Here is a 21,135-nt window from a genome sequence, read left to right as displayed (position 1 = left end):
GGCATCGCAATGACATGAAAGGCTTAGCCAGACCGGATGACACAGGACGAAGTGCTCGACGAATTTCGCACCAGCGGCGCCCTGCTGGAAGGCCATTTCAAACTGTCCTCCGGTCGCCATTCCGGGCACTATCTACAATGCGCGCGCGTGCTGATGAACCCGCATCGCGCCGCCCGATTGGCAGAGGCGCTGGCAGCAAAACTGCCTGCCGACATTCGCGATTCGCTCGATGCCGTAGTGTCGCCGGCCATGGGCGGCATCATCATCGGGCATGAAATGGGCCGCGCGCTTTCGCTCGATGCCATGTTCCTCGAACGACCCGAGGGCGAATTCCACCTGCGCCGCGGTTTCGCGCTGGAACCGGGTGCGAAAGTGCTGATGGTGGAAGATGTCGTGACGACCGGGCTTTCCAGCCGCGAAGCTATCGCCGCCGTAGTGCGCGAGGGTGGCAAAGTGCTGGCCGAAGTATCGCTGGTCGACCGCAGCAGCGGCTCGGTCGATCTGGGCGTGCCCTTCTTCCCGCTGATCGACATCGACTTCCCGACCTATGCGGAGAACGATGTGCCCAGCGAACTGGCCGCCATTCCAATCACAAAGCCCGGAAGCCGCGCCGCATGACAAAAGGCTCGGCCGCGGTCTGCGCGCTTCTCGCCGTGTTGTCCGGCGCGTTTGGCGCGGCAACGCCAGCGCAGGCCTGTGCGATCAATCCTGTGCATGTGCTCGGCGACGAGGAGCGGGTCGATGAACCGCCGCCTTTCATGTCCGAAGCGATCGCAGCCCTTGGTGAGGACTTTCCCGGCGAGGCCATGCTCTATCGCGAGGGCATGAATTACTGGCTTCGCACTGCCGAGAGTTGCGGTGACGGCCACGCCCAAGGCAACATTTGGCCATGGGCTTCGGTCACCAAGCAGGTGATCGCCACGCTGGTCATGCAGGAAGTGGAGCGCGGCAGGGTTGCGCTTGATGCACTGGCGGTGTCCTATCTACCTTTTCCTGCCTCTCCCGATGCCGGTTCGCCGACCGTCCGGCAGTTGCTGCGGCACCAGTCCGGCTTGCGCAATCCGGACGATACACCCGATGACGCCAACGGCATCCCCGATTTCTACTCCACCGGAGACCACGGCGTGGATTGGTGTCTGGCCGATCGCGGTGAAGCGGTGGCGGAGGGATGGACGTACAATAATTGCGATTACATCGTTCTGGGCGCGCTGCTGGAGGCGGTGACCGGTCAACCCCTTGCAGGGCTCGTGAACGCACGTTTCCGCGAAGCGGGACTTCCGCAAATGCAATTGCCTGCGCGGCGCCCGCGCGGCGTGCGGCATTACGCGCCCGATTTCCCCATCGACATCTCCCGCTTCGGTGCTTCTGGCGCACTCCTGGGTTCGCTTCACGACATGATCGCTTTCGACCGCGCGCTGCTCGACGGTCGCCTGCTGTCCGGTGAAAGCCGCGAGCTAATGTGGGATAGCGATCCGCAAATGGGGTATATGGCGTTGGGCCAGTGGGTGTACGAGCTTCCGCTGGATGGCTGCGATACCCCCACGCGGATCGTCGAACGTCGCGGCGACATAGGGGCTTACGAAGTGCGCAATTTCATCGTTCCGGAACGCGACATCGCGCTTGCCATGGTCGTCCATGATGCGGATTTCTCTTTTGGTGAGCCGTGGGACACCGGCGGGATGAGCCATTCGGTATTGTCCGCAGCAGTTTGCGGAGCGCGCGCATGACCCACCAGCTCCGCCTCGGTGTAAATATCGATCACGTCGCCACCATCCGCAATGCGCGCGGCGGCGACCACCCCGATCCAGTGCGCGCTGCCGAGATCGTGGCGCGTTGTGGCGGTGATGGCATCACTGCCCACCTGCGAGAGGACCGCCGCCATATCCGCGATGAGGATCTGCGCCGCATCCAGGAAGCGACCGACCTGCCGCTCAACCTGGAAATGGCGGCGACCGATGAAATGCTCGACATCGCGCTCGCGCATAAGCCGCATGCTGCCTGCATCGTGCCCGAAAAGCGAGAGGAGCGCACGACCGAAGGCGGGCTGGATGCGGCGGGCCTGCACAACACCATCGCGCCGATTGTCGGCAAATTACAGGATGCCGGCATTCGTGTGTCGCTCTTCATCGAAGCGAGCGAACGGCAGCTCGACGCCGCGCTACGGCTGAACGCGCCCGTCGTGGAATTCCATACCGGTGAATACGCGCACGCCCATCTCGATGGCGACAGCGAGCGCGTGTCGAGCGAATTGAAGCGCATCGCCGATATGGCGGCGCTGGCAGCGAAGAACGGCATCGAGCCGCATGCAGGCCACGGCCTCACCTACGAAAATGTCCAGCCCATCGCCGCCATCCCGCAACTGGCTGAACTGAATATCGGCCATTACCTGATCGGCGAAGCGGTGTTCACCGGGCTGGAGCCAGCCGTGCTGAAAATGCGTGAGTTGATGGACGACGCGCGGTGATCATCGGCCTTGGTTCCGACCTCTGTAACATCGAGCGAATCCAGAATTCGCTGGATCGCTACGGCGACCGTTTCCGCAATCGCGTCTTCACCGATGTGGAGAACGCCAAGGCAGCGCGGCGCCCGCATACGCAGGCGGGTACCTATGCCAAGCGGTTCGCGGCCAAGGAGGCGTTCTCCAAGGCTGTCGGCACGGGCTTCAAGCGCGGTGTATTCATGAAGGATATCGGCGTGGTGAACGCCCCCAGCGGCGCACCGACGCTTGCGCTGACCGGCGGCGCGGCCGAGCGATTGGCAGCGCTGACGCCGGAAGGATACGAAGTCACCGTTCACCTCACCCTCACCGACGATCATCCATGGGCGCAGGCCTTCGTCATCCTCGAAGCGCTGCCGAAAGCCGACATGCGATGAGCCAAGACAAGGCCGGGGAAAAGGCCGACACGAACATCAACTGGTGGGCCGAGGCACGCGGACTTGCGCTCATGCTGCTGGCCGTGCTTGCCTTTCACACCTTCATCGCCAAGCCGTTCTACATCCCTTCCATCAGCATGGCGCCGAACATGATGGTGGGCGACCGCCTGATCGTGAGCAAATATCCCTATGGCTGGAGCTGGGTGTCGGCCAGCTTCCATGTGCTGCCGCGCGACGATTGGCGCGTTGCGCCCGGCACGCCCGAATATGGCGACATCGTTATCGTGGTGCCGCCGAACCGCGCGGAAGATTACATCAAGCGCGTCGTCGCCCTGCCCGGCGATACCATCGCGCTGGTGGATGGGCGCATCATCCTCAACGGCGAGCCCGTGCCGCGCGAGTTCGAGCCGCCGGTGCGCTTGCCCGCCGAGAACGACAATCTGTGCGGCTTTCGCGAATGCCTCGCCGTGTTCGAACCCTATCGCGTGACGCTGGAAGACGGCAGCGACGTGTATGAACCGCCCACTTTCCGCGAAACGTTACCGAACGGGGCAAGCTATCTCATTATCGACCATGAAAAAACGCGGCTCGACCAGATGGCAGAAGTGACCGTGCCCGATGGTCATGTCTTCCTGATGGGTGACAATCGCGACCATTCGGCAGACAGCCGCGCGCCTCTGTCTTCCGATGGGCTTGGCGGACCGGTGCCGCTCGAAGATGTCGGTGGGCGCGCCGAATTCATTACCTTCTCCGTCGACGGACAGGCCAGCTTGAACCCGCTGACATGGTGGCAGGCCTTGCGCGGAGACCGCGCATGGCGCAGCCTGCGTCCGGAGATCAGGGGAGAGACCGAGCAGTGAGCCATCCGGACCTCGAGAACATGGGTGCAAGCCCGACGCGCATCTCCACGCCGGAGCTGCGCTTCGAGGCGTGGAAGGCGCTGGTCTGGACGGTAATCGTCGGCTTGGTGATGCTCGCGGTCTATATCTCGCACAGCCTGCTGGTGATTTTCGGCGCGATGGTCTTCGCCTCGATCATCGATGGCGGCTCGCGTCTGCTAAGCCGCGTGTTGCCCATAGGGCGCGGCTGGCGGATCGGCATCGTGATCGCGGCAGGTATCGGCTTTATCGGATGGCTTTCCATTTTTGCCGGCTCGCAGATTTCGCAGCAAGCTGCGGAATTCCCGTCGATCGTGGAGAACCAGACGCGCCAGCTCTTCGCGTGGCTGCGTGAGCAGGGCTTCCAGATCAGCATCGATTCGGTGCAGTCGATGGCCAGCCAGGCCGTCAGCGGCATGGGTTCCATCACGCGCGCGCTCGGCGGCCTGCTCGGCGGGCTCGCCACGCTGGCCCTGATCGTCATCATCGGGATTTATGTGGTCGCCGAACCGCGCCTGTACGAGCGCGGTGTGGCCTGGATGCTGCCAAAGGGCCGCCGCGACGGGTTTTACGATACGGCCAGCCGCATGGGCTACACCATGCGCCGCCTGATGTTCGGCCGTATCGTCGGCATGGTCGTGGAAGGCATATTCACCTATGTCATGCTGATCGGATACGGACTGGTGACCGGCGATACCATTCCGATGGCCGCGCTGCTCGCCATACTTACCGGCTTGCTTGCCTTCGTGCCCAATATCGGTGCTGTGATTTCCGGCGTTCTGATGGTGCTGGTGGGCTTTTCCGGCGGCGCGCAGATGGGCATCTATACCATCTTCGTTTATTTCCTCGTCCAGAACATCGATGGCTATTTAGTCATCCCGATGATTGCCAAGAAGACGGTCGATCTCGCACCCGCGCTGGTGTTGGCGATGCAGCTGATCATGGGCATATTGTTTGGCATACTCGGCCTGTTCCTCGCCGATCCGCTTCTCGCCATGATCAAGGTGATCCTGGAACAGCGGGCGAAGGAGAAGGACGAGGAAGATGCAGCGGAAATCGATGCGGCGGCAGCCAATGCACCGTCCGCCCATTCTTTGAACGACACCTCTCGGGAGACCGACCCTGCGTAAGTTCCTTTATACGATTACCGTTCTCATCGTCATCGTGGCGGCCGGCCTGTTCGCCTTGCGCGTGTGGGGTGACGAGCTGACCGAAGTGGCGATGGTGCCCGACACCGAATTCGTCGAGCAGGACCCGCTGGAGCTGAACGCCTACCAGGATCCGGATATGTGGTTCAGCCGCCCCGGCAAGGGCGCGGCCAACGATCCGGCGCGCTGGGAGCCGCAATTCGCTGAAGGCGATGCAACGAACCCTGCTGCCCCGCCTGAGGAGCCCACCGCGTCGGCAACGCCCAATGGAGAAGTAGTGCAGTCGGACGCGAGCGCCCCTGACGTAAGCGAAGCGCGCGAAGAAGTGCCGTCTTTCGCCGTCTTTTTCGTCCACCCCACCAGCTACTTCAACCGTAGCGCATGGAATGCAACCATAGACGAAGCGGAATCGCAGAACCGCGCGCGCATCATGGTGCGCGGGCTCGCCAGCGCTTTCAACCAGGCGAGCGAGATCTGGGTGCCACGCTACCGGCAGGCGACGTTCGGCGCTTTTCTGACCGATGCGCCCGAAGCCACTAGCGCCATCGACGCGGCCTATCGCGATGTCGAACAGGCCTTCGATTTCTTCCTTGATTCGGTCCCGGCAGACAGGCCTATCGTGCTCGCCGGGCACAGCCAGGGCGCCTATCACATCACACGCCTGCTGCAGGAGCGTGGCGGCGACCCCGCGCTCGAGGGCCGCATTGCGATGGCCTACCCCATCGGCTGGCCGATCTCGCTGGAAAACGACCTGCCCGAATTGCGCCTGCCGGCCTGTGCCAGCGCAAGCCAGTCTGGGTGCATCGTCAGCTGGGCCAGTTTTGCAGAGCCTGCCGATCCGGGCCTGTTTTTCCGACGCTATTCCAGCACGCCGGGCTTCAACGGCCAGCCACGAGGCGATAGCCCGATCCTGTGCGTCAACCCGATCACTGGCACGCTGAACGGCGAAGCTCCAATGAGCGAGAACCTCGGCACGCTGGTGCCGGAAGAGGATTTCTCGACCGGCGAGCTATTGCCGGGCGCGGTTCCTGCGCGCTGCAACGAACAGGGCCTGTTGTTGATCGGCGATCCGCCGGAAATGGGCAATCAGCGTTTTCCCGGTAACAATTACCACCTCGTCGACATCCCGCTGTTCTGGAAGAATTTGCAGCAGGATGTCGTCACGCGAATGCGGTCATGGCAGCAGACGTCCTGATTACCGAGGACGCGGCTTCCTTTCGCGATGCATTGCCGGATGGCGGTGTGCTGCTGGGGCTGGATCTTGGCACCAAGACCATCGGCACGGCCCTGTGCGATGCGCGATGGAGTTTTGCGACCGCAGGCAAGACGCTGCCCAAAGGCAAGTTCGGACGAGATAAGGCGGCGCTGGAGGCGATCTGCCGAGAGCGTGGCGTCGCCGGCATCGTCATCGGCCTGCCGCTGAACATGGATGGCAGCGCCGGGCCGCGCGCGCAGGCCAGCCGCGCCTTTGCGCGCAACCTGTCGGTGCTGGGCCTCCCCCTCCTGCTGTGGGACGAACGCTGGTCCACCGCGAGCGCAGAGCGCGACATGATCGCGCAGGACATGAGCCGCGGCAAGCGCGCCGAGCGGATCGACAGCCATGCCGCCGCAGTCATCCTGCAAGGCGCGATCGACCGGCTGGCTGGCGGCATCCTTTAGGCTAGGCTCAACTCGCGCCGCCGACGCGACGCTTCCAGCGCAATCAGCCTGCTGCCCGAATTTTCTGCGTTTCGCCACAGATCGTCGCGTCCGGCAACGTTCAGCAGGCCCGCCTGCGCTTCCAGCGCCACCAGCCGCATCCTGTCCGACTTGTGATTTGCAGCGAAGTTTTCTGCGAGGTCCAGTGCTTCGACATGCTCAAGGCCGACAGCCACGCGCAGGAACACCTCGCTGCCACCGGGGCTGACGACGCTCGATATCTCGTCCTTTTCGACATCGAAGCAGTATTGATCCAGCCACCCCTGCGCGCCGCCTGCATGCATGATGTTGATCGAAATCGAGAGGCTTTCGGGCGGCAACTGCGAATGCACATCGCGATGCGCGCGGTAATGCATCAGCTTGCCCGGCGAGAGAGTGCTGCGCTCTACGAAACGCAAACCCGCTTTCTCACCGATCGCGCCCGCCACCGCCTCGTAGTCATATTCGTAGTAATCACTTTCATAACCCGGCCCGAAATAGCCGACGGTCAGGAAATCGAAATTGTGATCGTGCGGAAGCTCATAGCTGAAAGTGCCCTTCCCGCTGGCGCGGAACATGTGATCCTGCCGACCGGGCCAGAAATTGGCGCGCATGAAAAACTCCTGCCCCAGCGGGCACAGCATCATGACTTGCGGGCCATAGCTGCTCGCATCCTCCGCCGCTTTCACGCCCTGCTTCAATTCTTCCAGCATCATGTCGGCGAGGAAGGTGCGATTGTTGTTCAGCCGACGCAGCCAGCCCGCCGCATGTTGCAGGCTTTCTTCCTCGAACGGTCGGAAGCCTTCGGCGGATAGCGCATCCAGCACATCCCCGAGCGCGCAGCTGGCGTCGTCATGACAGTCGATTATGCGGGGCATTGTCGGGCCTCCCATTGGGCAAATTGCGGATAGGTTTCACAAAGTTGCGCGCGCAGGGCGCCGGCATTGGCGGCCAAGGGGTCGCCAGCGCGTGCGGCGATTTCGGCAAGCGCGGCGAAACCGGTTTTACTGTCGAGCGACAGCGCCTCGCGCACAGCCTGCCAGCGCAGCGAGCTATCGCCTTCGTCGAGCGCGATGGCAGCGATGGCGGGCGCGGCATCTTCGCGGCCCATTCTTCCGAGCGTGGCGATGAGAGCTTCCAGCCTGCTGGTCGCGATGTTTCCGGCACATTGATGCAGGAACGCGCCCGTCTCTGCGCAATATTCGCGTGCTGGGGCAGGGTTCTCCGCCGTGCGCATCAGCCGCAGCACAACAAAGCGGGTGTCCACGACGTCAATCATCAGGCTTTCGCTCGATAGGTCGAACGCATAGCGCCCTCCCGCTCGCAAGGCGACCACTTCTTCGTCGAAACGGCAGGCAGTCTCGCCGCGAACGACGCGGCGAACGATACGACCCTGCGCTTCTCCTGCGAGCACGGCATCGAGGCGCGTCGCATCGGGCAGGATATAGCTGGGGTTGTCGAAGGTGCCCGGCTCGCGCGCCTGCAGCATCATTTGCGCCCGGCCGGAACGCCCGAGCAGGATCGATGTCGACACCCCATTGAAGCCGATGCGGAAGGGTGGATGGCCAAGCGGATTTTCGGCGATAGCCTTGCAATAGTGCTTCACCAGCGCATGCATCAGCCGCTCTGCCTCGCCCTGCCCTGTGAATACCGCCTCCAGAACAGGGCACGCTTCCAGCGGCGCGCCCTCGCCATAAGCCTCAAGCTCGGCCAGCAACTCCGACGCTCCTTCCTCGGCCGCCCAGGCATTGCGGGCGGCGAGGATCAGCGTCTGGGCCTCGCGTTGCGGAGCGCGATCGCTCCGCAACGCGGCGATGTCGGGATGGACCTGCATCGCTTTGGACCGACCCCTAAAGGCCCGGAGTGGGCGAGCCACTCTCATAGACGATGGTGGCAATCACGATGATCGTGTCGTCATGGCCGGGCGTGCCGGTGGGCGAGCCGAACATGCCGGTCAGCGTGCCGAGATCCGGCAGGTTCGAAAGATCGATCTTGGGTAGTTTCATTGACAGTCTCCTGACAGGCCCGACCCCGTGTCGGCCCGTGCGATGAAGACTGCCTGCGAGTACGGCCTCGCTACAGTTAAATGCTTGTAATCAGGGGAACTCACCCCGTTCGAGAATGATGACCAGACCGCTTGGCAAATCGCCATCATGCGGCAGGATCAGGCGCTCGGCGTCGGCACGTGCGCGGTCGAGGATTGTGGCGGGAATGGCCGGATCGGCGATGACGGCATCGGCGCTGCCCAGCAGACGGGCCTGCCTTAGCGTGAGGTCTTCGGGATCATCGCTGCTAATCGTAAAGCGGTGCACCGCCTCGGCACCCGGCGTCTCGGCATTCTCAAGCCATATCTGGACCCGATCGGCGCTGCCCTCAGCGAGGACATCGAGGTAACCGCCCTCGCCGAGCGCATCGTCCAGCGCGCGTCGGCGTACCGGCATGCTGGGAAAACGCGCCTTGATCGCTCCGCGCATCGCGGAAAGCTTCTCTGCAAGCTCGCCGAGATTGGCGGGCAAGAGCTTCTCCAGCCGAAGGCGCAATTGCTTGGCCAGCCCGGCAGAAGCGCCGCTCGTGCTGACAGCGATCAGTACCGGGTCGCGCTCCAGCAGGCTGGGCGTCGTGAAATCGCAGAGGTCCGGCCTGTCAACGACATTCACCAGCAGGCCAGCGCAGCGCAGGCGGATGGCATCGCCTTCGCACATTTTCTCATCGTCATGCGCGACGAAAGCGAGGCGCGCGCCTTCGTCGATCCCGGCCTGCATAACCGAGACGACGCGGCCGCCCGCCCGTTCGATCAGGCGGCGCTTCGGTTCCGCCATTTCGCCTTCGCCCAGAACGATCACCGGCTGCCCGGCGATCCGATGGAAAAGCGGCAGCGAGCGCATCAGGCTTTCAGGAAGTCCGGCACCCGCTCGGCATCGGCGATGTCGCCGGGCGGGATGCGGTCGGCGACGGTGGCGAATTGCGATCCGTCGACCATAACCTCGGCCACGAAGCCGCGCGAATTGTAGCTGCTGGCCATGGTCGCACCGTAGGCGCCCGCGGTGCGGAAGATGGCGAGGTCGCCCGCTACCAGAGCATCGGTTTCGCGGTCGGTAGCGAAAGTATCCCCCGTCTCGCAGATCGGTCCCACGATATTGGCGAGCATGCGCTCACCTGAGGGCGCGACGGCGGCAAAGTCATGATACGCCCCGTAAAGAGCTGGCCTAGCAAGGTCGTTCATCGCCGCATCGACGATGACGAAAGGATGCTTCAGGCCCCGCTTCACCCGGATAACACGGGTCAGCAGCACGCCGGCATTGCCCGCGATCACGCGGCCCGGCTCGAACATCAGCGTTACATCCCAGCCTGCGGTCACCCGCTTCACCATCTCGCCATATTCGAATGGAGAGGGCAGTTGCTCGCCTGCTCGGTACGGCACGCCCAGCCCGCCGCCGAGGTCCATATGGGTAATGGCATGCCCCGCCTCGCGTAGCGTTGCGAGCATGTCGCCCAGCTTGGTGAAAGCGGTTTCGAGCGGAGTCAGCTCTGATAATTGGCTACCGATATGCACGGCGAGACCGCGCAGGTTCAGCCCCGGCAATTGCGAGAGTTTGGCGAACAGCTGCGGCGCGTGGCCGATGGGCACGCCGAATTTGTTGTCCGCCTTGCCGGTAGAAATCTTGTCATGCGTGCCTGCGTCGACATCTGGATTCACCCGCAAGGCGCAATCGGCAACCACGCCGCGCGCCGCGGCGATCTCCGCCAGTTCGCGGCCTTCCTCGCCGCTTTCGATGTTGAATTGTCCGATCCCGGCATCGAGCGCGTCGGCCAGTTCGCGGTGTGTCTTGCCGACCCCGGAAAATACGATGTCCGTCGCAGGCATCCCGGCCGCCAGCGCGCGCGCCATTTCCCCGCCGGAGACGACATCGGCGCCCAGCCCCTCGCGACTCAGCAGGCTGAGCACGGCGAGGTTCGGATTGGCCTTCACGGCAAAAGCGATATGCGGCTTCTTCGGCAATCCCGAAAGCGCTTCTACGAATACGCGCGCATGCCGCTCGAACGTGGCGCGCGAATAGACATAGACCGGCGTGCCGACCTCGTCAGCAATCCGCGCCAGCGGCACATCCTCGGCGTAGAGCTCGCCGTTCCTCAGCTGGAAATGGTCCACTCAGTTGTCGTCCGGGTCTTCGGGCGGGAGATCGAAGGGATCGTCCTCCCGTTCCTCGCTCTCGCGGCGCAATTCGATGCTGCGTTCCGGGGCGGCCTGCGGATCGAGCTCCAGCAATTGGTCGGCATCAAGCGGCTGGGTCGCACCATAAGGCGGCGGCGGCAGGGTTTCGCCCGGCGCAGGCTCCAGCGCAGCCTTCTGCGCGCAGCCTGCAATCAGCAAAGCCGATAACGTCAGACAGGTCGCCTTCTTCATATATCCATCCCCAGTCTCTCGCGCGCTTCGGCCACCCGTTTGCGGACTTCGGCAGGCGCGGTGCCGCCATGGCTGGCCCGCGCGGCAACCGACGCTTCCACCGAAAGCGCGCCATACACCCGCTCGTCGATACGCGTGTCGATCGCTTGCAGTTCCTCCAGCGAGAGCGCTTCCAAGGCCACGCCCTTGCTCTCGGCAAGTTTCACTGCCGCGCCTGTAATGTGGTGCGCTTCGCGGAAAGGAATGTCCGCCTCGCGCACCAGCCAGTCGGCAAGGTCGGTCGCGGTGGCATAGCCCAGCTCTGCCGCTTGCCGCATCCGGCCTGTATTGAAGGCAGCGCCTTCCACCATGCCGGTCATCGCGGCGATGGAGAGGCCGAGCAGGCCAGCCGCTTCGAACACGGGCGGCTTGTCGTCCTGCATGTCCTTCGAATAGGCGAGCGGCAGGCCCTTCATCGTCACCATCAGGCTGGTGAGGCAGCCGATAATCCGCCCCGCGTGACCGCGCACCAGTTCGGCGGCATCGGGGTTCTTCTTCTGCGGCATGATCGAGCTGCCAGTGCTGAGCGCATCGGGCATGCGAACGAAGCCGAAAGGCTGGCTTGCCCAGATCACGAATTCCTCCGCCAGACGCGACAGGTGCAGGCTGCACTGCGCGGCGGCCTGCAAGTAATCGAGCGCGAAATCGCGGTCGGATACGGCATCGAGGCTGTTGGCGGTCGGCGCATCGAAGCCCAGCGCCTGCGTGGTCATCTCGCGGTCGATGGGAAAGCCCGTGCCCGCCAGCGCGGCGCTGCCGAGCGGACACTGGTTGAGGCGATGCCGCGCATCCGCAAAGCGCGAAATGTCGCGCTGCGCCATCTCGTAATAGGCCATCAGGTGATGGCCCAGCGTCACCGGCTGCGCGGTCTGCAAATGCGTGAAGCCTGGCATGATGCTGTCCGCATGCTCGTCCGCGCGCGTCACCAGGGCGCGCTGCAATGCTTCCACCGCGGCCACCGCCTGATCGATGGCATCGCGTACCCACAAGCGGAAATCGGTTGCAACTTGGTCGTTGCGGCTGCGCGCCGTGTGCAGTCGCCCTGCGGCTGGGCCGATCAGTTCCGCCAACCGCGATTCGGTCGTCATGTGGATGTCTTCAAGGTCCCAATCTTCGGGAACGCCATCGGCCTCGTATTCGCTCGCAATCGTGTCGAGCCCGCCGATAATCGCTTCGGCATCGCCATCGGAAACGATATCGCAAGCCGCCAGCATCGCGACATGGGCCTTGCTTGCAGCGATGTCCTGTCGCCACAAAGCCTTGTCGAACGGGATACTCGCATTGATCTCGCGCATTATGGCAGAGGGGCCATCTGCAAACCTGCCGCCCCACATCTGATTGGAGGAGTTATCCTTGGCCAAAGCCCGTCTCATCCTTGCCTGCTGCGCCGCGCTGGCGGCCTTGCCATTGGGTGGCTGCGATAGAGAGGCAGACGAGGAGGTGCAAGAAACCGTCGCTGTCGAGCCGCATAGCCAAACCACGGCGTTGACCGGCGTAATGGACGACGCCTTTACCGGCGAAAGCGTGCCCGAGGTGACGGTGACCGACCCCGATGGCGACACCTTGGCTCTGCATGAGGTGGGCGAACCCATGCTGCTCAATGTCTGGGCGACATGGTGCGCGCCCTGCGTCGTCGAAATGCCCTTGCTGGACGAACTTGCCGCCGAACTGGAAGGCCAGGTACGCGTCGTGACGGTCAGCGAAGACATGCGCGGCGCCGAAGTGGTACAGCCATTCTTCGAGGAGAACGACCTGCCCAACCTGCCGCAATGGCTCGATCCGGAGAACGACCTCGCTTTCGCATTCGGCGGTGGCCCGGTATTACCGCTGACCGTGCTCTACGATGCCGAGGGCCGCGAGATCTGGCGCGTGATCGGCGCCTATGACTGGGCCAGCGAGGAAGCGCGCGCCCAGGTATTGGAAGCGCTGGCCGCCAGCGACGGATAGTCCGGCACGTCAAGGCCGAGCGTCTCCAGCGGCGCACCCAGTAGCCCGGAAAGGGTGATCGCTTTCAGGCGCGGGAAAGGTCCGATGCGCGATCCCGGCGCCATGAAGAGGTCGCGGAACAGCGCCGGCCATATCGACGACGACTGGAAGGGCGGCGTAAAGCCCCAGGTCAAGGCCTGATAAAGCTTCACATGGCTCTGCCGCAGCTCGAGCAACTGGCCGAGCGCCGCAGCAATTGTGTCGGAACTCTCGATCGCTTTGGCGAGTGCATAAGCATCCAGCAGGGCCATGTTCGCGCCCTGCCCCAATTGCGGGCTGGCCGCGTGCCACGCATCACCGATATGCGCGATCCTCTCGCCCACCGGCGCGCGGGTGGTACGATGGGCATAGCGCGCGAAAGTCAACTGGTCGTGGGTGTGGAGCTGCGCGGTGATAGCCTCGCATTCCGGCCAGAGCGCGCAGACCTGCGCTTTCCACAGGTCGAGCGGCGCGGCCTGCCACGCATCGTATTCGTCTGCCCGCAGCGACCAGAAAAAAGCCGCCTTGCCTTGCCCTGTCGCCAACACGCCCACCATCTGGTCGGCCCGCGCATAGCGCTGCTCCAAGATGCGCGGCTGGAACGGCTCGCCCGGCCAATCCACCGTCGCCCACAGCGCGCCAAACGGCAGGTGCGCGGCGGGCTTCGGGACCAGCATGGAGCCGAGACCGGCGGCGTCGATGACGAGATCGTGCGGGCGCGATGCGCTGCCATTGGCGAAATGCAGGATGCGGCCATCGCCTGCAATGTCAGTATCTTGCACATCGCGCCCGGTCTGGATGGTCGCGCCCGCTTCTCGCGCAGATTTGTAGAGGATGCCGAAAAGGTTGGAGCGGTGGATACCAAGACCGACGGCCTCCGGCATGCCGAGGTCACCATACGATGCCTCGAGCACCGGTTCGCCTTCGGTATTGAGCCCCAACAGCGCATCGACGGGCGCGCCTCTTTCCGCCGCTTCCTGCGCGAGACCCATGGATTGCAGGACGGCCAAGCCGGTCGGCTGGATCATCAGGCCGGAGCCAATCGGCTTGGGCTCGGCGAAGCGCTCGTACAGCGTGACGGTGTGCCTCTGCCGCCGCAGCAGGATGGCGCTCGCAAGGCCGGCAATGCCGCAACCGGTAATGGCGATGTCGAGCGGCTTCATGGCGAAGGGGCTAATAGCTGCGTGACGATCGCGCTAGCTGCCGACGCCGGTTTTGCAGAAATTGGCGTATTGCCGTTCGCTTGCGCTCGGGAGTTTCAACGGAATTTCATCCCCCGGATGAAATTCTCTAGTCAAAACTGGTGGGCGATGACAGGCTCGAACTGCCGACCCTCTCGGTGTAAACGAGATGCTCTACCAACTGAGCTAATCGCCCTGCTCAGGTCTTGCCGCCCTGTGCGAGAGCGCGCCCTCTAACGCAAAGCCGGCGGCGGGGAAAGGGTGTTTTGTATCGCTGGGCAATATGCGCGGCCCGATGTAGAGGCGGGCGCCATGAACGATGCATCCATCCTCGTGCTGGCGACCGGCGGGACCATTGCCGGACAGGCAGGCTCGGCGACGCGGCGCGACTATCGCCCGGGCCAGATCGACATTGCCGATTTCCTTGCCGATTTCGCGGAACTCGGCCTGCCCGCGCGGCTGACCGGGCGGCAGGTGGCGAATATCGACTCGGCCAATATCGGGCCGGACATCTGGCGCGAGCTGCACACGCAGATCACGCGAGCGATGGATGATCCGGCGGTCGACGGCATCATCATCACGCACGGCACCGACACGGCGGAAGAAACCGCCTTCCTGCTCGACCTGACGCTGCCGACCACCAAGCCCGTCGTGCTGGTCGGCGCGATGCGACCGGCCGATGCGGTAGGGGCGGACGGACTGCGCAATTTCGCGAACGCAGTGAACGCAGTGGCAGATAAGGATGCGGGCGGGCGCGGTGTCTTGCTTGTGATGGGAGACCAGGTGCTGGCGGCGCGCGATGCGCGCAAGGCGCAGACGACGGGGTCGGGCGCGTTCGTGGGCTTCCCCCGCGGCGCGGTGGCGCTGGCCAATCCGGCGTCGCTCGACTGGTTGCAACCCGCCTGGCGCACCGGCGAGAAAGCGCGCTTCGCCTTTCCGGCGAACTTTCCCTACGTGCCGATCGTGCATGGCTATGCCGGACAGGAGGCGGGCGATATCACCCGCGCATTGGATGGCGGTGCGAAAGGCATCGTTCTCGCGGGTGTCGGTTCCGGGAATGCGCCGGACTGCGTGCGAGAGGCGCTGGCCGACGCGGCGAGAAGCGGCGTTGTGGTCGTGCGCGCCTCGCGGGTGGACGAAGGACTGGTAGACCGCGAACCGGAGGACGATGCCAACGGCTTCGTCGCCGCTCGCGCACTTGGCCCGGCGAAAGCGCGCATATTGCTGCAGCTGCTGATCGCCAGCGGCACCACGGACCCTGAACACGTGCAAGAAGCTTTCAACCGCCGCTGAACCCGCTCAGGCGAATGCCACTGCGTCCTGCCCGACTTCAGCGAAATAGCGCGCCATGGCGTCGGCGGCTTTGTCTGTCAGGCGGATGAAGGCGCGGCGGCGGTCTAGCTCATCATCGACGCGTTCGAACAATCCGGCATCCACCATCTGCCCGATCCAGCGCAGCGCCGTGGTCGGCGGGACGCCGGAAGCGATGCAGAGTGAAGTCACTGAGACGCGCTGATGCTCCACCCGCGCGGCTGTCAGGTCCAGCAGCATGTCCCATGCCGGATCGGCGAACAAATTCGGATCGACGAAGCGGGCGCGCGCCTTTCGTGCGGCGATGATCTTGCGCACCAGCCGTGCGCTGGGCAGCGGCGTTTTCGAGCGGCGCAGCGGCTCTGCCTGTCTGGCATTGTAGCCGTCCACCGGGCTTTCGAAGCGGAAGGCGCTGCGGCTCTCTGGCCCCGCCCCGTTGTCCTGCCCCCAGCCATTGCGATCAAGCCCGTCGAGCCGCTCGGCAATTTTGCCGACCTGTTCGGTCAGGCGCAGCAAAGCCAGCCTGTCCGTCTCCGACAATTCGCGCAGACGCAGCTTGGGCTGTTCGGCCAGCATCCGCCCGATGGCGATCACCCGCTCCGCCCGAAGCGGATCGACAAGGATTTGCGGACGGCTTTCCACACAGGCGCCGAACACATCTTCCAGCCCTGCAGCAGAGGTCGCCACGATCATCCGCGCGCCGGACCGCGCGACGCGCGTGTCCATGCGCATCAAGCCCGCCAAAGCTGCGGCATCGGGCACCGGACAATCGAGCAGCACCAGTTCGCCCAACGCCTGCGGACCACCATCGCCGAGCGCCGAAAGCCCGCGTGCCTCGCGCAGCGTAAATCCGGCGGCCGACACATCTTCGCGCATGGCATCGCGCACATCGTCATCATCGGCGAAGATCGACACGGCCATCGGAAAGCCTGCCGAATCCGCCGCTACCTCATACGCAAAGTCGATATCCGCCACGCATTTGTCCTTCCTGATTCGATGGGAACAGGATGAGAACAAATGCGGATCATGTCAAGAAACAGCGGATCAAATCTCCGCAAACGGATTACGCACCAGGATAGTGTCGTCCCGTTCGGGACTGGTAGAGACACTGGCCACCGGGCACTCGATCAGCTCCTCGATGCGGCGGATATACTTGATCGCCTGCGCGGGCAGTTCGGCCCAGGTGCGCGCACCTTCGGTGCTTTCGCTCCAGCCTTCCATTTCCTCGTAGACCGGTTCCAGAGCGGCCTGCTCCACGGCGCTGGAAGGGAGGTAGTCGAGCATGCGATCGCCCAGCTTGTAGCCCGTGCAGATCTTGATCGTCTCGAACCCGTCCAGCACGTCCAGCTTGGTGAGCGCGATGCCGGTCACGCCGGAAATGGCGCAGCTCTGGCGCACCAGTGCCGCATCGAACCAGCCGCAACGCCGCTTGCGCGCGGTGACGGTGCCGAACTCGTGGCCGCGCTCGCCCAAGCGCTGGCCGATCTCGTCGTCCAATTCGGTGGGGAAAGGGCCGCTGCCCACGCGGGTGGTATAGGCCTTGACGATGCCGAGCACGAAGCCCGCCGCGCCCGGGCCAAGGCCGCTGCCCGATGCCACGCTGCCCGATACGGTATTGGAGCTGGTGACGAAGGGATAGGTGCCGTGGTCCACATCCAGCAGCACGCCCTGCGCGCCTTCGAAAAGGATGCGCGCGCCATCGGCCCGCACGTCGCGCAGCCGTTTCCAGATGGGCTGGGCGAACTGGGTGACGAAAGGCGCGATGTCCTTCAGCTGCGCCAGCAGGGCAGCGCGGTCCACAGCCGCTTCCCCGAAGCCGGCACGGAGCGCATCGTGATGCGCGCACAGACGGTCGAGCAGCGGCTCAAGCTCGTCGAGATGCGAGAGGTCGCACACACGGATGGCGCGGCGGCCCACCTTATCTTCGTAAGCAGGGCCGATACCGCGCTTGGTGGTGCCGATCTTGCCCTTGCCCGCCGCGGCCTCGCGCAGCCCGTCCAGCTCGCCATGCAGCGGCAGGATGAGCGGGCAATTGTCGGCAATGCCGAAATTGTCGGGCGTAATGGACACGCCCTGCCCTTCCAGCCGCGCGATCTCGTCACGCAAGGCCCACGGGTCCAGCACCACGCCATTGCCAATGAGGCTGAGCGTGCCGGTGACGATACCGCTGGGCAGCAGGCTGAGCTTGTAGGTCGTGCCATCGACCACCAGCGTGTGGCCGGCATTGTGCCCGCCCTGGAAGCGCACGACGGCATCGGCGCGGGTCGCCAGCCAGTCGACGATCTTGCCCTTGCCTTCATCGCCCCACTGGGCGCCGATCACGGTGACGTTCGGCACTGCACGAATCCTTTTCAGCTAGTAGCCCGCCGCGCCGTAGAAGAGCGGGCTATCAAGGGCAATCGGCTTGACAAAGTTGACACGGTGGCGGCCCCGCAATTCGGGCGCAATCCCGCGCTGGCCGGAGCTTTGCGCCCGATTTTGCGAAATTGACACTTTGCGGGAGAAATTCACAGGCGCCTCCAAACCATCTGGAGCGGCAATCCCTGCCGTTCCGCCCGCCTGTAGGAAAGCCTGACACCCCGAAAGCGACATTTTGCGACATATTACCGCTGGCCGCGCGCTCTCTCGCTTGGCAGGTTGGCAACAGGAGAACCCCGATGCGCAAAACCATTACCGCAATGATCGCCCTGCTTGCCCTGCTCGGCATCGCCCTGCCGTCCATGGCGCAGCAGCGCCTGTCGCGCGATTGCCGCGTAGAACTGCGCGAATTATGCGGGACGGACCGGTCGGCCATGCGCGCCTGCCTGCGCGAGAACTGGCGCGAACTGTCCAGCACATGCCGGGCCGAATTGCGTGAGCGGATGGGCAATCGCGGCGGCGGTGAGCGCCGGGATGCCGCATCGCGGGAAAACGCGCCGCTCGCCAGCCTGGCTTATGGCGATCATGCAAGGCAGGCGGTCGATTTCTACACCGGGCCGGTCGCTGCCGAAGCACCGCCGCTGGTGCTGTTCGTGCATGGCGGGGCCTGGAGCTTTGGTGAGCGCAGCCACGTGCAGACCAAGCCGTCGCATTTTGCGGGGCAAGGCTATGCCTTTGCCTCAGCCGGATACCGCGTACTGCCCGATGTCAGCGTGGAGGAACAGGCGAGCGACCTTGCCGCTGCCCTTTCTGCCATACGGGCCGATGCGCCGCGGCTTGGCTTCGATCCGGATCGCATCGTGCTGATGGGCCATAGCGCCGGTGCGCATCTGGCGGCGCTGGTCGCCACCGATCCCGCATATGCGGGCGAGGACATGGCAGCCATTTCCGGTGTCGTGCTGCTGGATGGCGGCGGCTACGACGTGCCACTGCGCATGAGCGCCGCGTCAGGCCCTACGCTCTATGCCTATCGCAATGCTTTCAGCGAGGATGCCGCACAGCAAACGCGCCTTTCGCCCGTCACCCATGTCGGCGGCCCCGATGCGCCGCAATGGCTGATCCTTCATGTGGATGGGCGCGCTGAAACGACCCAGCAGGCCCGCGCGCTGGGAGATGCTCTGCAGGCGGCAGGAGCGAGCGTGGAAGTGGTCCCCATCGCAGGCACCGATCATGGCGGGATGAACCGCAATATCGGCACGCCCGGCGATGCCACCACGGCATCCATCGATGCCTTCCTCAGCGCTCTCTTCGAGTAAGCATGCGGCCCCGAAATCGGAAAAGCCGCACGCTCTGCCGCACAGGTTTAACACCCGTTCATAGGCCGTTTTAACGCGGCCTTAGGGATAGGGATCGCATGGATCGTGGCGATCGTAGAGGGAGCCATGGGGTCTCATGCTGGACGAAACTAGCGGCTTGCAGCCGCCCGACACTGCTGTCGACAACGATAGCGGCGACACGAAACCGGGCACGGCGCACGCGCTGGGCCGTGTCAGTGCCATCGCGCTGGCTGCTGGCAGTGTCGCTGCCTGCGGCGGCGGCGATGGCGGCACTGCGCCTCCGCCCATCGGCAGCCCCGGGCCGACACCGACCCCCACGCCCCCGCCGCCCGTCGTCCTGAAGCCGGAAAGCGATGCGCAGGCTGCACGCTTTGCGCTGCATGCCTCGCTCTCCGTGTCGCCCGCCGATATCGAGACGCTGCGTGAAGACGGCTATCTCGCCTGGCTCGACGCCAAGATGGCGCGCGACAACGACCAGAGCGGCGCGCAATTCCTGAAAGCGCGCGGCTTCGAGAAAGTCGACACCAGACGCTGGTACAACAGCGCCAGTCCGGGCGATGCCATGATCTGGTCGCAGCTGATGCAGGGCGGCAGCGGCGTGCGCAAACGCGCGGCGCTGGCAATGTCGGAATTCTTCGTCGTCTCGCTCAACTCGATCAACATGGCGTGGCGATCGAGCGCGATCACCGCCTATTGGGACACGCTGAACGAGCACGCTTTCGGCAATTTCCGCGACCTGATCGAGGATATCAGCCTGAACCCCGCAATGGGCGTGTTCCTCAACACGCGCGGCAATCGCAAGGCGGATGACAAGGGCCGCGTGCCGGACGAGAATTATGGCCGCGAGATCATGCAGCTCTTTTCCATCGGGCTGGTGGAGCTCAATCGTGACGGCACGGTAAAGACGGGCAGCGATGGCAAGCCCATCGAGACCTACACCAATAACGATGTGACGGGTATCGCCAAGGCCTTCACCGGCTACGATTTCGATTTCAAGGATATCGGTTTCACCACCGAAGTGGGCGGCACGCGGCAGGTGGAAGATGCCGAATATGCCTATGCCTCGATGACGGCGGATTCTTCGCGCTGGCGCTACAACAAAGGCCGCGACTTCCACTCCGGCGAGGAGAAGAAATTCCTCGGCGTCACGATTCCCGCAGGCACCGGCCCTGTCGAAACGCTGCGCATCACGCACGATACGCTGTTCAACCACCCCAACGTCGCGCCGTTCTTCAGCAAGCAGATGATCCAGCGCCTCGTCACCAGCAATCCCAGCCCCGCCTATGTGGACCGCGTGGCTGCCGTGTTCGAGAACAATGGCAGCGGCACGCGCGGTGATCTGGGCGCAGTGTTCCGGGCAATCTGGATGGACGAGGAAGCACGCTCCGAAACCACGCTGAACGACCCGACCTTCGGCAAGATCCGCGAACCCATCGTGCGCCTCGCGCAATGGGGGCGGACCTTCGGCGCGGCCTCTGCCGGTGGCAATTGGGAATTGGGCGATATGTCCAATGCCGTAGACCGGCTGGGCCAATCCCCGCTGCGTTCACCCTCGGTCTTCAACTTCTTCCGCCCGGGCTATGTGCCGCAGAAGACGGAAACCTCGGCGCGCGGCCTGGTCGCTCCCGAAATGCAGATCGTCAACGAAACGAGCGTTGCCGGATACGTCAATTTCATGGAGCGGATGGTGGAAGGTCGCGGCTATTTCGCCCGCGACGTGAAAGCTGCCTACACGCAGGAACTGGCCATCGCGCACGATGCGCAGGCCCTGCTCGACCGGCTCGACTTGCTGCTGACCGGCATGCAGCTGGCCGACGATACGCGCAGCGCCATCCTTTCGGCGCTGGAGGCACGGCCCGCAGCGCAAGGCGATGCCGACGATGTAAAGCTGCGCCGCATTCACACAGGCGTGTTCCTGGTGATGATCTCCAACGACTACACGGTTCAGCGATAGGAGCCGCG

General features: G+C 64.1%; 22 protein-coding genes and 1 tRNA gene. 12 read left to right on the top strand and 11 right to left on the bottom strand.

The annotated features are described in order from the left end of the window. Nucleotides 1-36: 36 nt before the first annotated feature. The 8 genes from pyrE to ruvX are packed head-to-tail and all read left to right on the top strand — an operon-like array spanning nucleotide 37 to nucleotide 6,559. On the top strand, nucleotides 37-618 hold the full coding sequence (gene pyrE, locus BMF35_RS06860; protein ID WP_047007447.1) for an orotate phosphoribosyltransferase: 582 nt from the start codon (nucleotides 37-39) through the stop codon (nucleotides 616-618). After that, nucleotides 615-1,727 (top strand): serine hydrolase domain-containing protein, encoded by a 1,113-nt coding sequence (locus tag BMF35_RS06855; RefSeq protein WP_052766111.1) that lies wholly within the window; start codon nucleotides 615-617, stop codon nucleotides 1,725-1,727. The genes pyrE and BMF35_RS06855 overlap by 4 nt, the downstream gene beginning before the upstream one ends. Continuing rightward, nucleotides 1,724-2,464, top strand: coding sequence for a pyridoxine 5'-phosphate synthase (locus tag BMF35_RS06850; protein WP_047007446.1), 741 nt, complete (start codon nucleotides 1,724-1,726; stop codon nucleotides 2,462-2,464). Before BMF35_RS06855 ends, BMF35_RS06850 begins: the two co-directional genes overlap by 4 nt. After that, a complete protein-coding gene (gene acpS, locus BMF35_RS06845; protein WP_047007445.1) occupies nucleotides 2,461-2,874 on the top strand; it encodes a holo-ACP synthase in 414 nt (137 codons plus the stop codon). Before BMF35_RS06850 ends, acpS begins: the two co-directional genes overlap by 4 nt. After that, nucleotides 2,871-3,734, top strand: a complete 864-nt coding sequence (gene lepB, locus BMF35_RS06840; protein ID WP_082115715.1) for a signal peptidase I — start codon at nucleotides 2,871-2,873, stop codon at nucleotides 3,732-3,734. Before acpS ends, lepB begins: the two co-directional genes overlap by 4 nt. Beyond that, nucleotides 3,731-4,882, top strand: a complete 1,152-nt coding sequence (locus BMF35_RS06835) for an AI-2E family transporter (RefSeq protein ID WP_064971419.1) — start codon at nucleotides 3,731-3,733, stop codon at nucleotides 4,880-4,882. The genes lepB and BMF35_RS06835 overlap by 4 nt, the downstream gene beginning before the upstream one ends. 34 nt (nucleotides 4,883-4,916) lie before the next feature. Continuing rightward, entirely contained in the window at nucleotides 4,917-6,095 is a 1,179-nt protein-coding gene (locus tag BMF35_RS06830; protein WP_236781488.1) for a DUF3089 domain-containing protein, read from the top strand. After that, nucleotides 6,077-6,559 (top strand): Holliday junction resolvase RuvX, encoded by a 483-nt coding sequence (ruvX, locus tag BMF35_RS06825; protein WP_047007442.1) that lies wholly within the window; start codon nucleotides 6,077-6,079, stop codon nucleotides 6,557-6,559. The genes BMF35_RS06830 and ruvX overlap by 19 nt, the downstream gene beginning before the upstream one ends. Here ruvX and BMF35_RS06820 read toward each other — a convergent pair. From BMF35_RS06820 to argH, 7 genes are all read right to left on the bottom strand, one after another. Then, entirely contained in the window at nucleotides 6,556-7,455 is a 900-nt protein-coding gene (locus BMF35_RS06820; RefSeq protein ID WP_047007441.1) for a hypothetical protein, read from the bottom strand. The genes ruvX and BMF35_RS06820 overlap by 4 nt on opposite strands. After that, on the bottom strand, nucleotides 7,443-8,411 hold the full coding sequence (locus BMF35_RS06815) for a hypothetical protein (protein WP_047007440.1): 969 nt from the start codon (nucleotides 8,409-8,411) through the stop codon (nucleotides 7,443-7,445). Before BMF35_RS06815 ends, BMF35_RS06820 begins: the two co-directional genes overlap by 13 nt. Before the next feature lie 16 nt (nucleotides 8,412-8,427). Next, the gene (locus BMF35_RS13600; RefSeq protein ID WP_156172174.1) at nucleotides 8,428-8,583 is read right to left on the bottom strand and encodes a hypothetical protein; all 156 of its coding nucleotides are present in this window, start codon (nucleotides 8,581-8,583) and stop codon (nucleotides 8,428-8,430) included. Between the two features lie 90 nt (nucleotides 8,584-8,673). Then, nucleotides 8,674-9,462, bottom strand: coding sequence for a precorrin-2 dehydrogenase/sirohydrochlorin ferrochelatase family protein (locus BMF35_RS06810; protein ID WP_047007439.1), 789 nt, complete (start codon nucleotides 9,460-9,462; stop codon nucleotides 8,674-8,676). Beyond that, the gene (gene lysA / locus BMF35_RS06805; RefSeq protein WP_047007438.1) at nucleotides 9,462-10,727 is read right to left on the bottom strand and encodes a diaminopimelate decarboxylase; all 1,266 of its coding nucleotides are present in this window, start codon (nucleotides 10,725-10,727) and stop codon (nucleotides 9,462-9,464) included. Before lysA ends, BMF35_RS06810 begins: the two co-directional genes overlap by 1 nt. Further along, nucleotides 10,728-10,982, bottom strand: a complete 255-nt coding sequence (locus tag BMF35_RS06800) for a hypothetical protein (RefSeq protein ID WP_047007437.1) — start codon at nucleotides 10,980-10,982, stop codon at nucleotides 10,728-10,730. After that, on the bottom strand, nucleotides 10,979-12,355 hold the full coding sequence (gene argH, locus BMF35_RS06795) for an argininosuccinate lyase (RefSeq protein ID WP_047007436.1): 1,377 nt from the start codon (nucleotides 12,353-12,355) through the stop codon (nucleotides 10,979-10,981). The genes BMF35_RS06800 and argH overlap by 4 nt, the downstream gene beginning before the upstream one ends. Before the next feature lie 19 nt (nucleotides 12,356-12,374). On the opposite strand from argH, the gene BMF35_RS06790 reads away from it, so the two are divergent. Beyond that, the gene (locus BMF35_RS06790; protein ID WP_047007435.1) at nucleotides 12,375-12,968 is read left to right on the top strand and encodes a TlpA family protein disulfide reductase; all 594 of its coding nucleotides are present in this window, start codon (nucleotides 12,375-12,377) and stop codon (nucleotides 12,966-12,968) included. On the opposite strand, the gene BMF35_RS06785 is transcribed toward BMF35_RS06790, so the two are convergent. Both BMF35_RS06785 and BMF35_RS06780 read right to left on the bottom strand, forming a co-directional pair. After that, nucleotides 12,902-14,149 carry an FAD-dependent oxidoreductase gene (locus BMF35_RS06785; protein WP_047007434.1) on the bottom strand — a complete coding sequence of 416 codons (1,248 nt, stop codon included), beginning with the start codon at nucleotides 14,147-14,149 and terminating at the stop codon, nucleotides 12,902-12,904. The genes BMF35_RS06790 and BMF35_RS06785 overlap by 67 nt on opposite strands. 138 nt (nucleotides 14,150-14,287) lie before the next feature. Further along, a tRNA-Val gene (locus BMF35_RS06780) sits at nucleotides 14,288-14,363 on the bottom strand. Between the two features lie 116 nt (nucleotides 14,364-14,479). Here BMF35_RS06780 and BMF35_RS06775 point away from each other — a divergent pair. Then, on the top strand, nucleotides 14,480-15,460 hold the full coding sequence (locus BMF35_RS06775; protein WP_047007433.1) for an asparaginase: 981 nt from the start codon (nucleotides 14,480-14,482) through the stop codon (nucleotides 15,458-15,460). Nucleotides 15,461-15,466: 6 nt separating this feature from the next. Here the strand turns inward: BMF35_RS06775 and BMF35_RS06770 are convergent, their stop codons facing one another. Next, on the bottom strand, nucleotides 15,467-16,453 hold the full coding sequence (locus tag BMF35_RS06770; protein WP_047007432.1) for a winged helix DNA-binding protein: 987 nt from the start codon (nucleotides 16,451-16,453) through the stop codon (nucleotides 15,467-15,469). Between the two features lie 69 nt (nucleotides 16,454-16,522). Further along, nucleotides 16,523-17,815, bottom strand: a complete 1,293-nt coding sequence (locus tag BMF35_RS06765; RefSeq protein WP_047007431.1) for an adenylosuccinate synthase — start codon at nucleotides 17,813-17,815, stop codon at nucleotides 16,523-16,525. A gap of 320 nt (nucleotides 17,816-18,135) precedes the next feature. Here BMF35_RS06765 and BMF35_RS06760 point away from each other — a divergent pair, with 320 nt between their 5' ends. Both BMF35_RS06760 and BMF35_RS06755 read left to right on the top strand, forming a co-directional pair. Next, nucleotides 18,136-19,152 carry an alpha/beta hydrolase gene (locus BMF35_RS06760; protein WP_052766110.1) on the top strand — a complete coding sequence of 339 codons (1,017 nt, stop codon included), beginning with the start codon at nucleotides 18,136-18,138 and terminating at the stop codon, nucleotides 19,150-19,152. Nucleotides 19,153-19,288: 136 nt separating this feature from the next. Next, on the top strand, nucleotides 19,289-21,127 hold the full coding sequence (locus BMF35_RS06755) for a DUF1800 domain-containing protein (RefSeq protein WP_052766109.1): 1,839 nt from the start codon (nucleotides 19,289-19,291) through the stop codon (nucleotides 21,125-21,127). The last annotated feature ends 8 nt before the right edge of the window (nucleotides 21,128-21,135 follow it).

Origin of the sequence: Aurantiacibacter gangjinensis (assembly GCF_001886695.1) — a bacterium.
Lineage (GTDB): Bacteria > Pseudomonadota > Alphaproteobacteria > Sphingomonadales > Sphingomonadaceae > Alteraurantiacibacter > Alteraurantiacibacter gangjinensis.
Note: the sequence above shows the minus strand (reverse complement) of the source record. Positions and strands in the feature narration are given on the sequence as shown.

Excerpts from the sequence above, each read along its gene's own strand:
- BMF35_RS06775 (WP_047007433.1), top strand. The coding sequence starts at position 14,480 with ATGAACGATGCATCCATCCTCGTGCTGGCGACCGGCGGGACCATTGCC.
- BMF35_RS06820 (WP_047007441.1), bottom strand. The coding sequence starts at position 7,455 with ATGCCCCGCATAATCGACTGTCATGACGACGCCAGCTGCGCGCTCGGG.
- BMF35_RS06785 (WP_047007434.1), bottom strand. The coding sequence starts at position 14,149 with ATGAAGCCGCTCGACATCGCCATTACCGGTTGCGGCATTGCCGGCCTT.
- BMF35_RS06815 (WP_047007440.1), bottom strand. The coding sequence starts at position 8,411 with ATGCAGGTCCATCCCGACATCGCCGCGTTGCGGAGCGATCGCGCTCCG.
- BMF35_RS13600 (WP_156172174.1), bottom strand. The coding sequence starts at position 8,583 with ATGAAACTACCCAAGATCGATCTTTCGAACCTGCCGGATCTCGGCACG.
- BMF35_RS06850 (WP_047007446.1), top strand. The coding sequence starts at position 1,724 with ATGACCCACCAGCTCCGCCTCGGTGTAAATATCGATCACGTCGCCACC.
- BMF35_RS06810 (WP_047007439.1), bottom strand. The coding sequence starts at position 9,462 with ATGCGCTCGCTGCCGCTTTTCCATCGGATCGCCGGGCAGCCGGTGATC.
- lepB (WP_082115715.1), top strand. The coding sequence starts at position 2,871 with ATGAGCCAAGACAAGGCCGGGGAAAAGGCCGACACGAACATCAACTGG.
- pyrE (WP_047007447.1), top strand. The coding sequence starts at position 37 with ATGACACAGGACGAAGTGCTCGACGAATTTCGCACCAGCGGCGCCCTG.
- BMF35_RS06800 (WP_047007437.1), bottom strand. The coding sequence starts at position 10,982 with ATGAAGAAGGCGACCTGTCTGACGTTATCGGCTTTGCTGATTGCAGGC.
- argH (WP_047007436.1), bottom strand. The coding sequence starts at position 12,355 with ATGTGGGGCGGCAGGTTTGCAGATGGCCCCTCTGCCATAATGCGCGAG.
- BMF35_RS06855 (WP_052766111.1), top strand. The coding sequence starts at position 615 with ATGACAAAAGGCTCGGCCGCGGTCTGCGCGCTTCTCGCCGTGTTGTCC.
- ruvX (WP_047007442.1), top strand. The coding sequence starts at position 6,077 with ATGGCAGCAGACGTCCTGATTACCGAGGACGCGGCTTCCTTTCGCGAT.
- BMF35_RS06755 (WP_052766109.1), top strand. The coding sequence starts at position 19,289 with ATGCTGGACGAAACTAGCGGCTTGCAGCCGCCCGACACTGCTGTCGAC.
- BMF35_RS06760 (WP_052766110.1), top strand. The coding sequence starts at position 18,136 with ATGCGCAAAACCATTACCGCAATGATCGCCCTGCTTGCCCTGCTCGGC.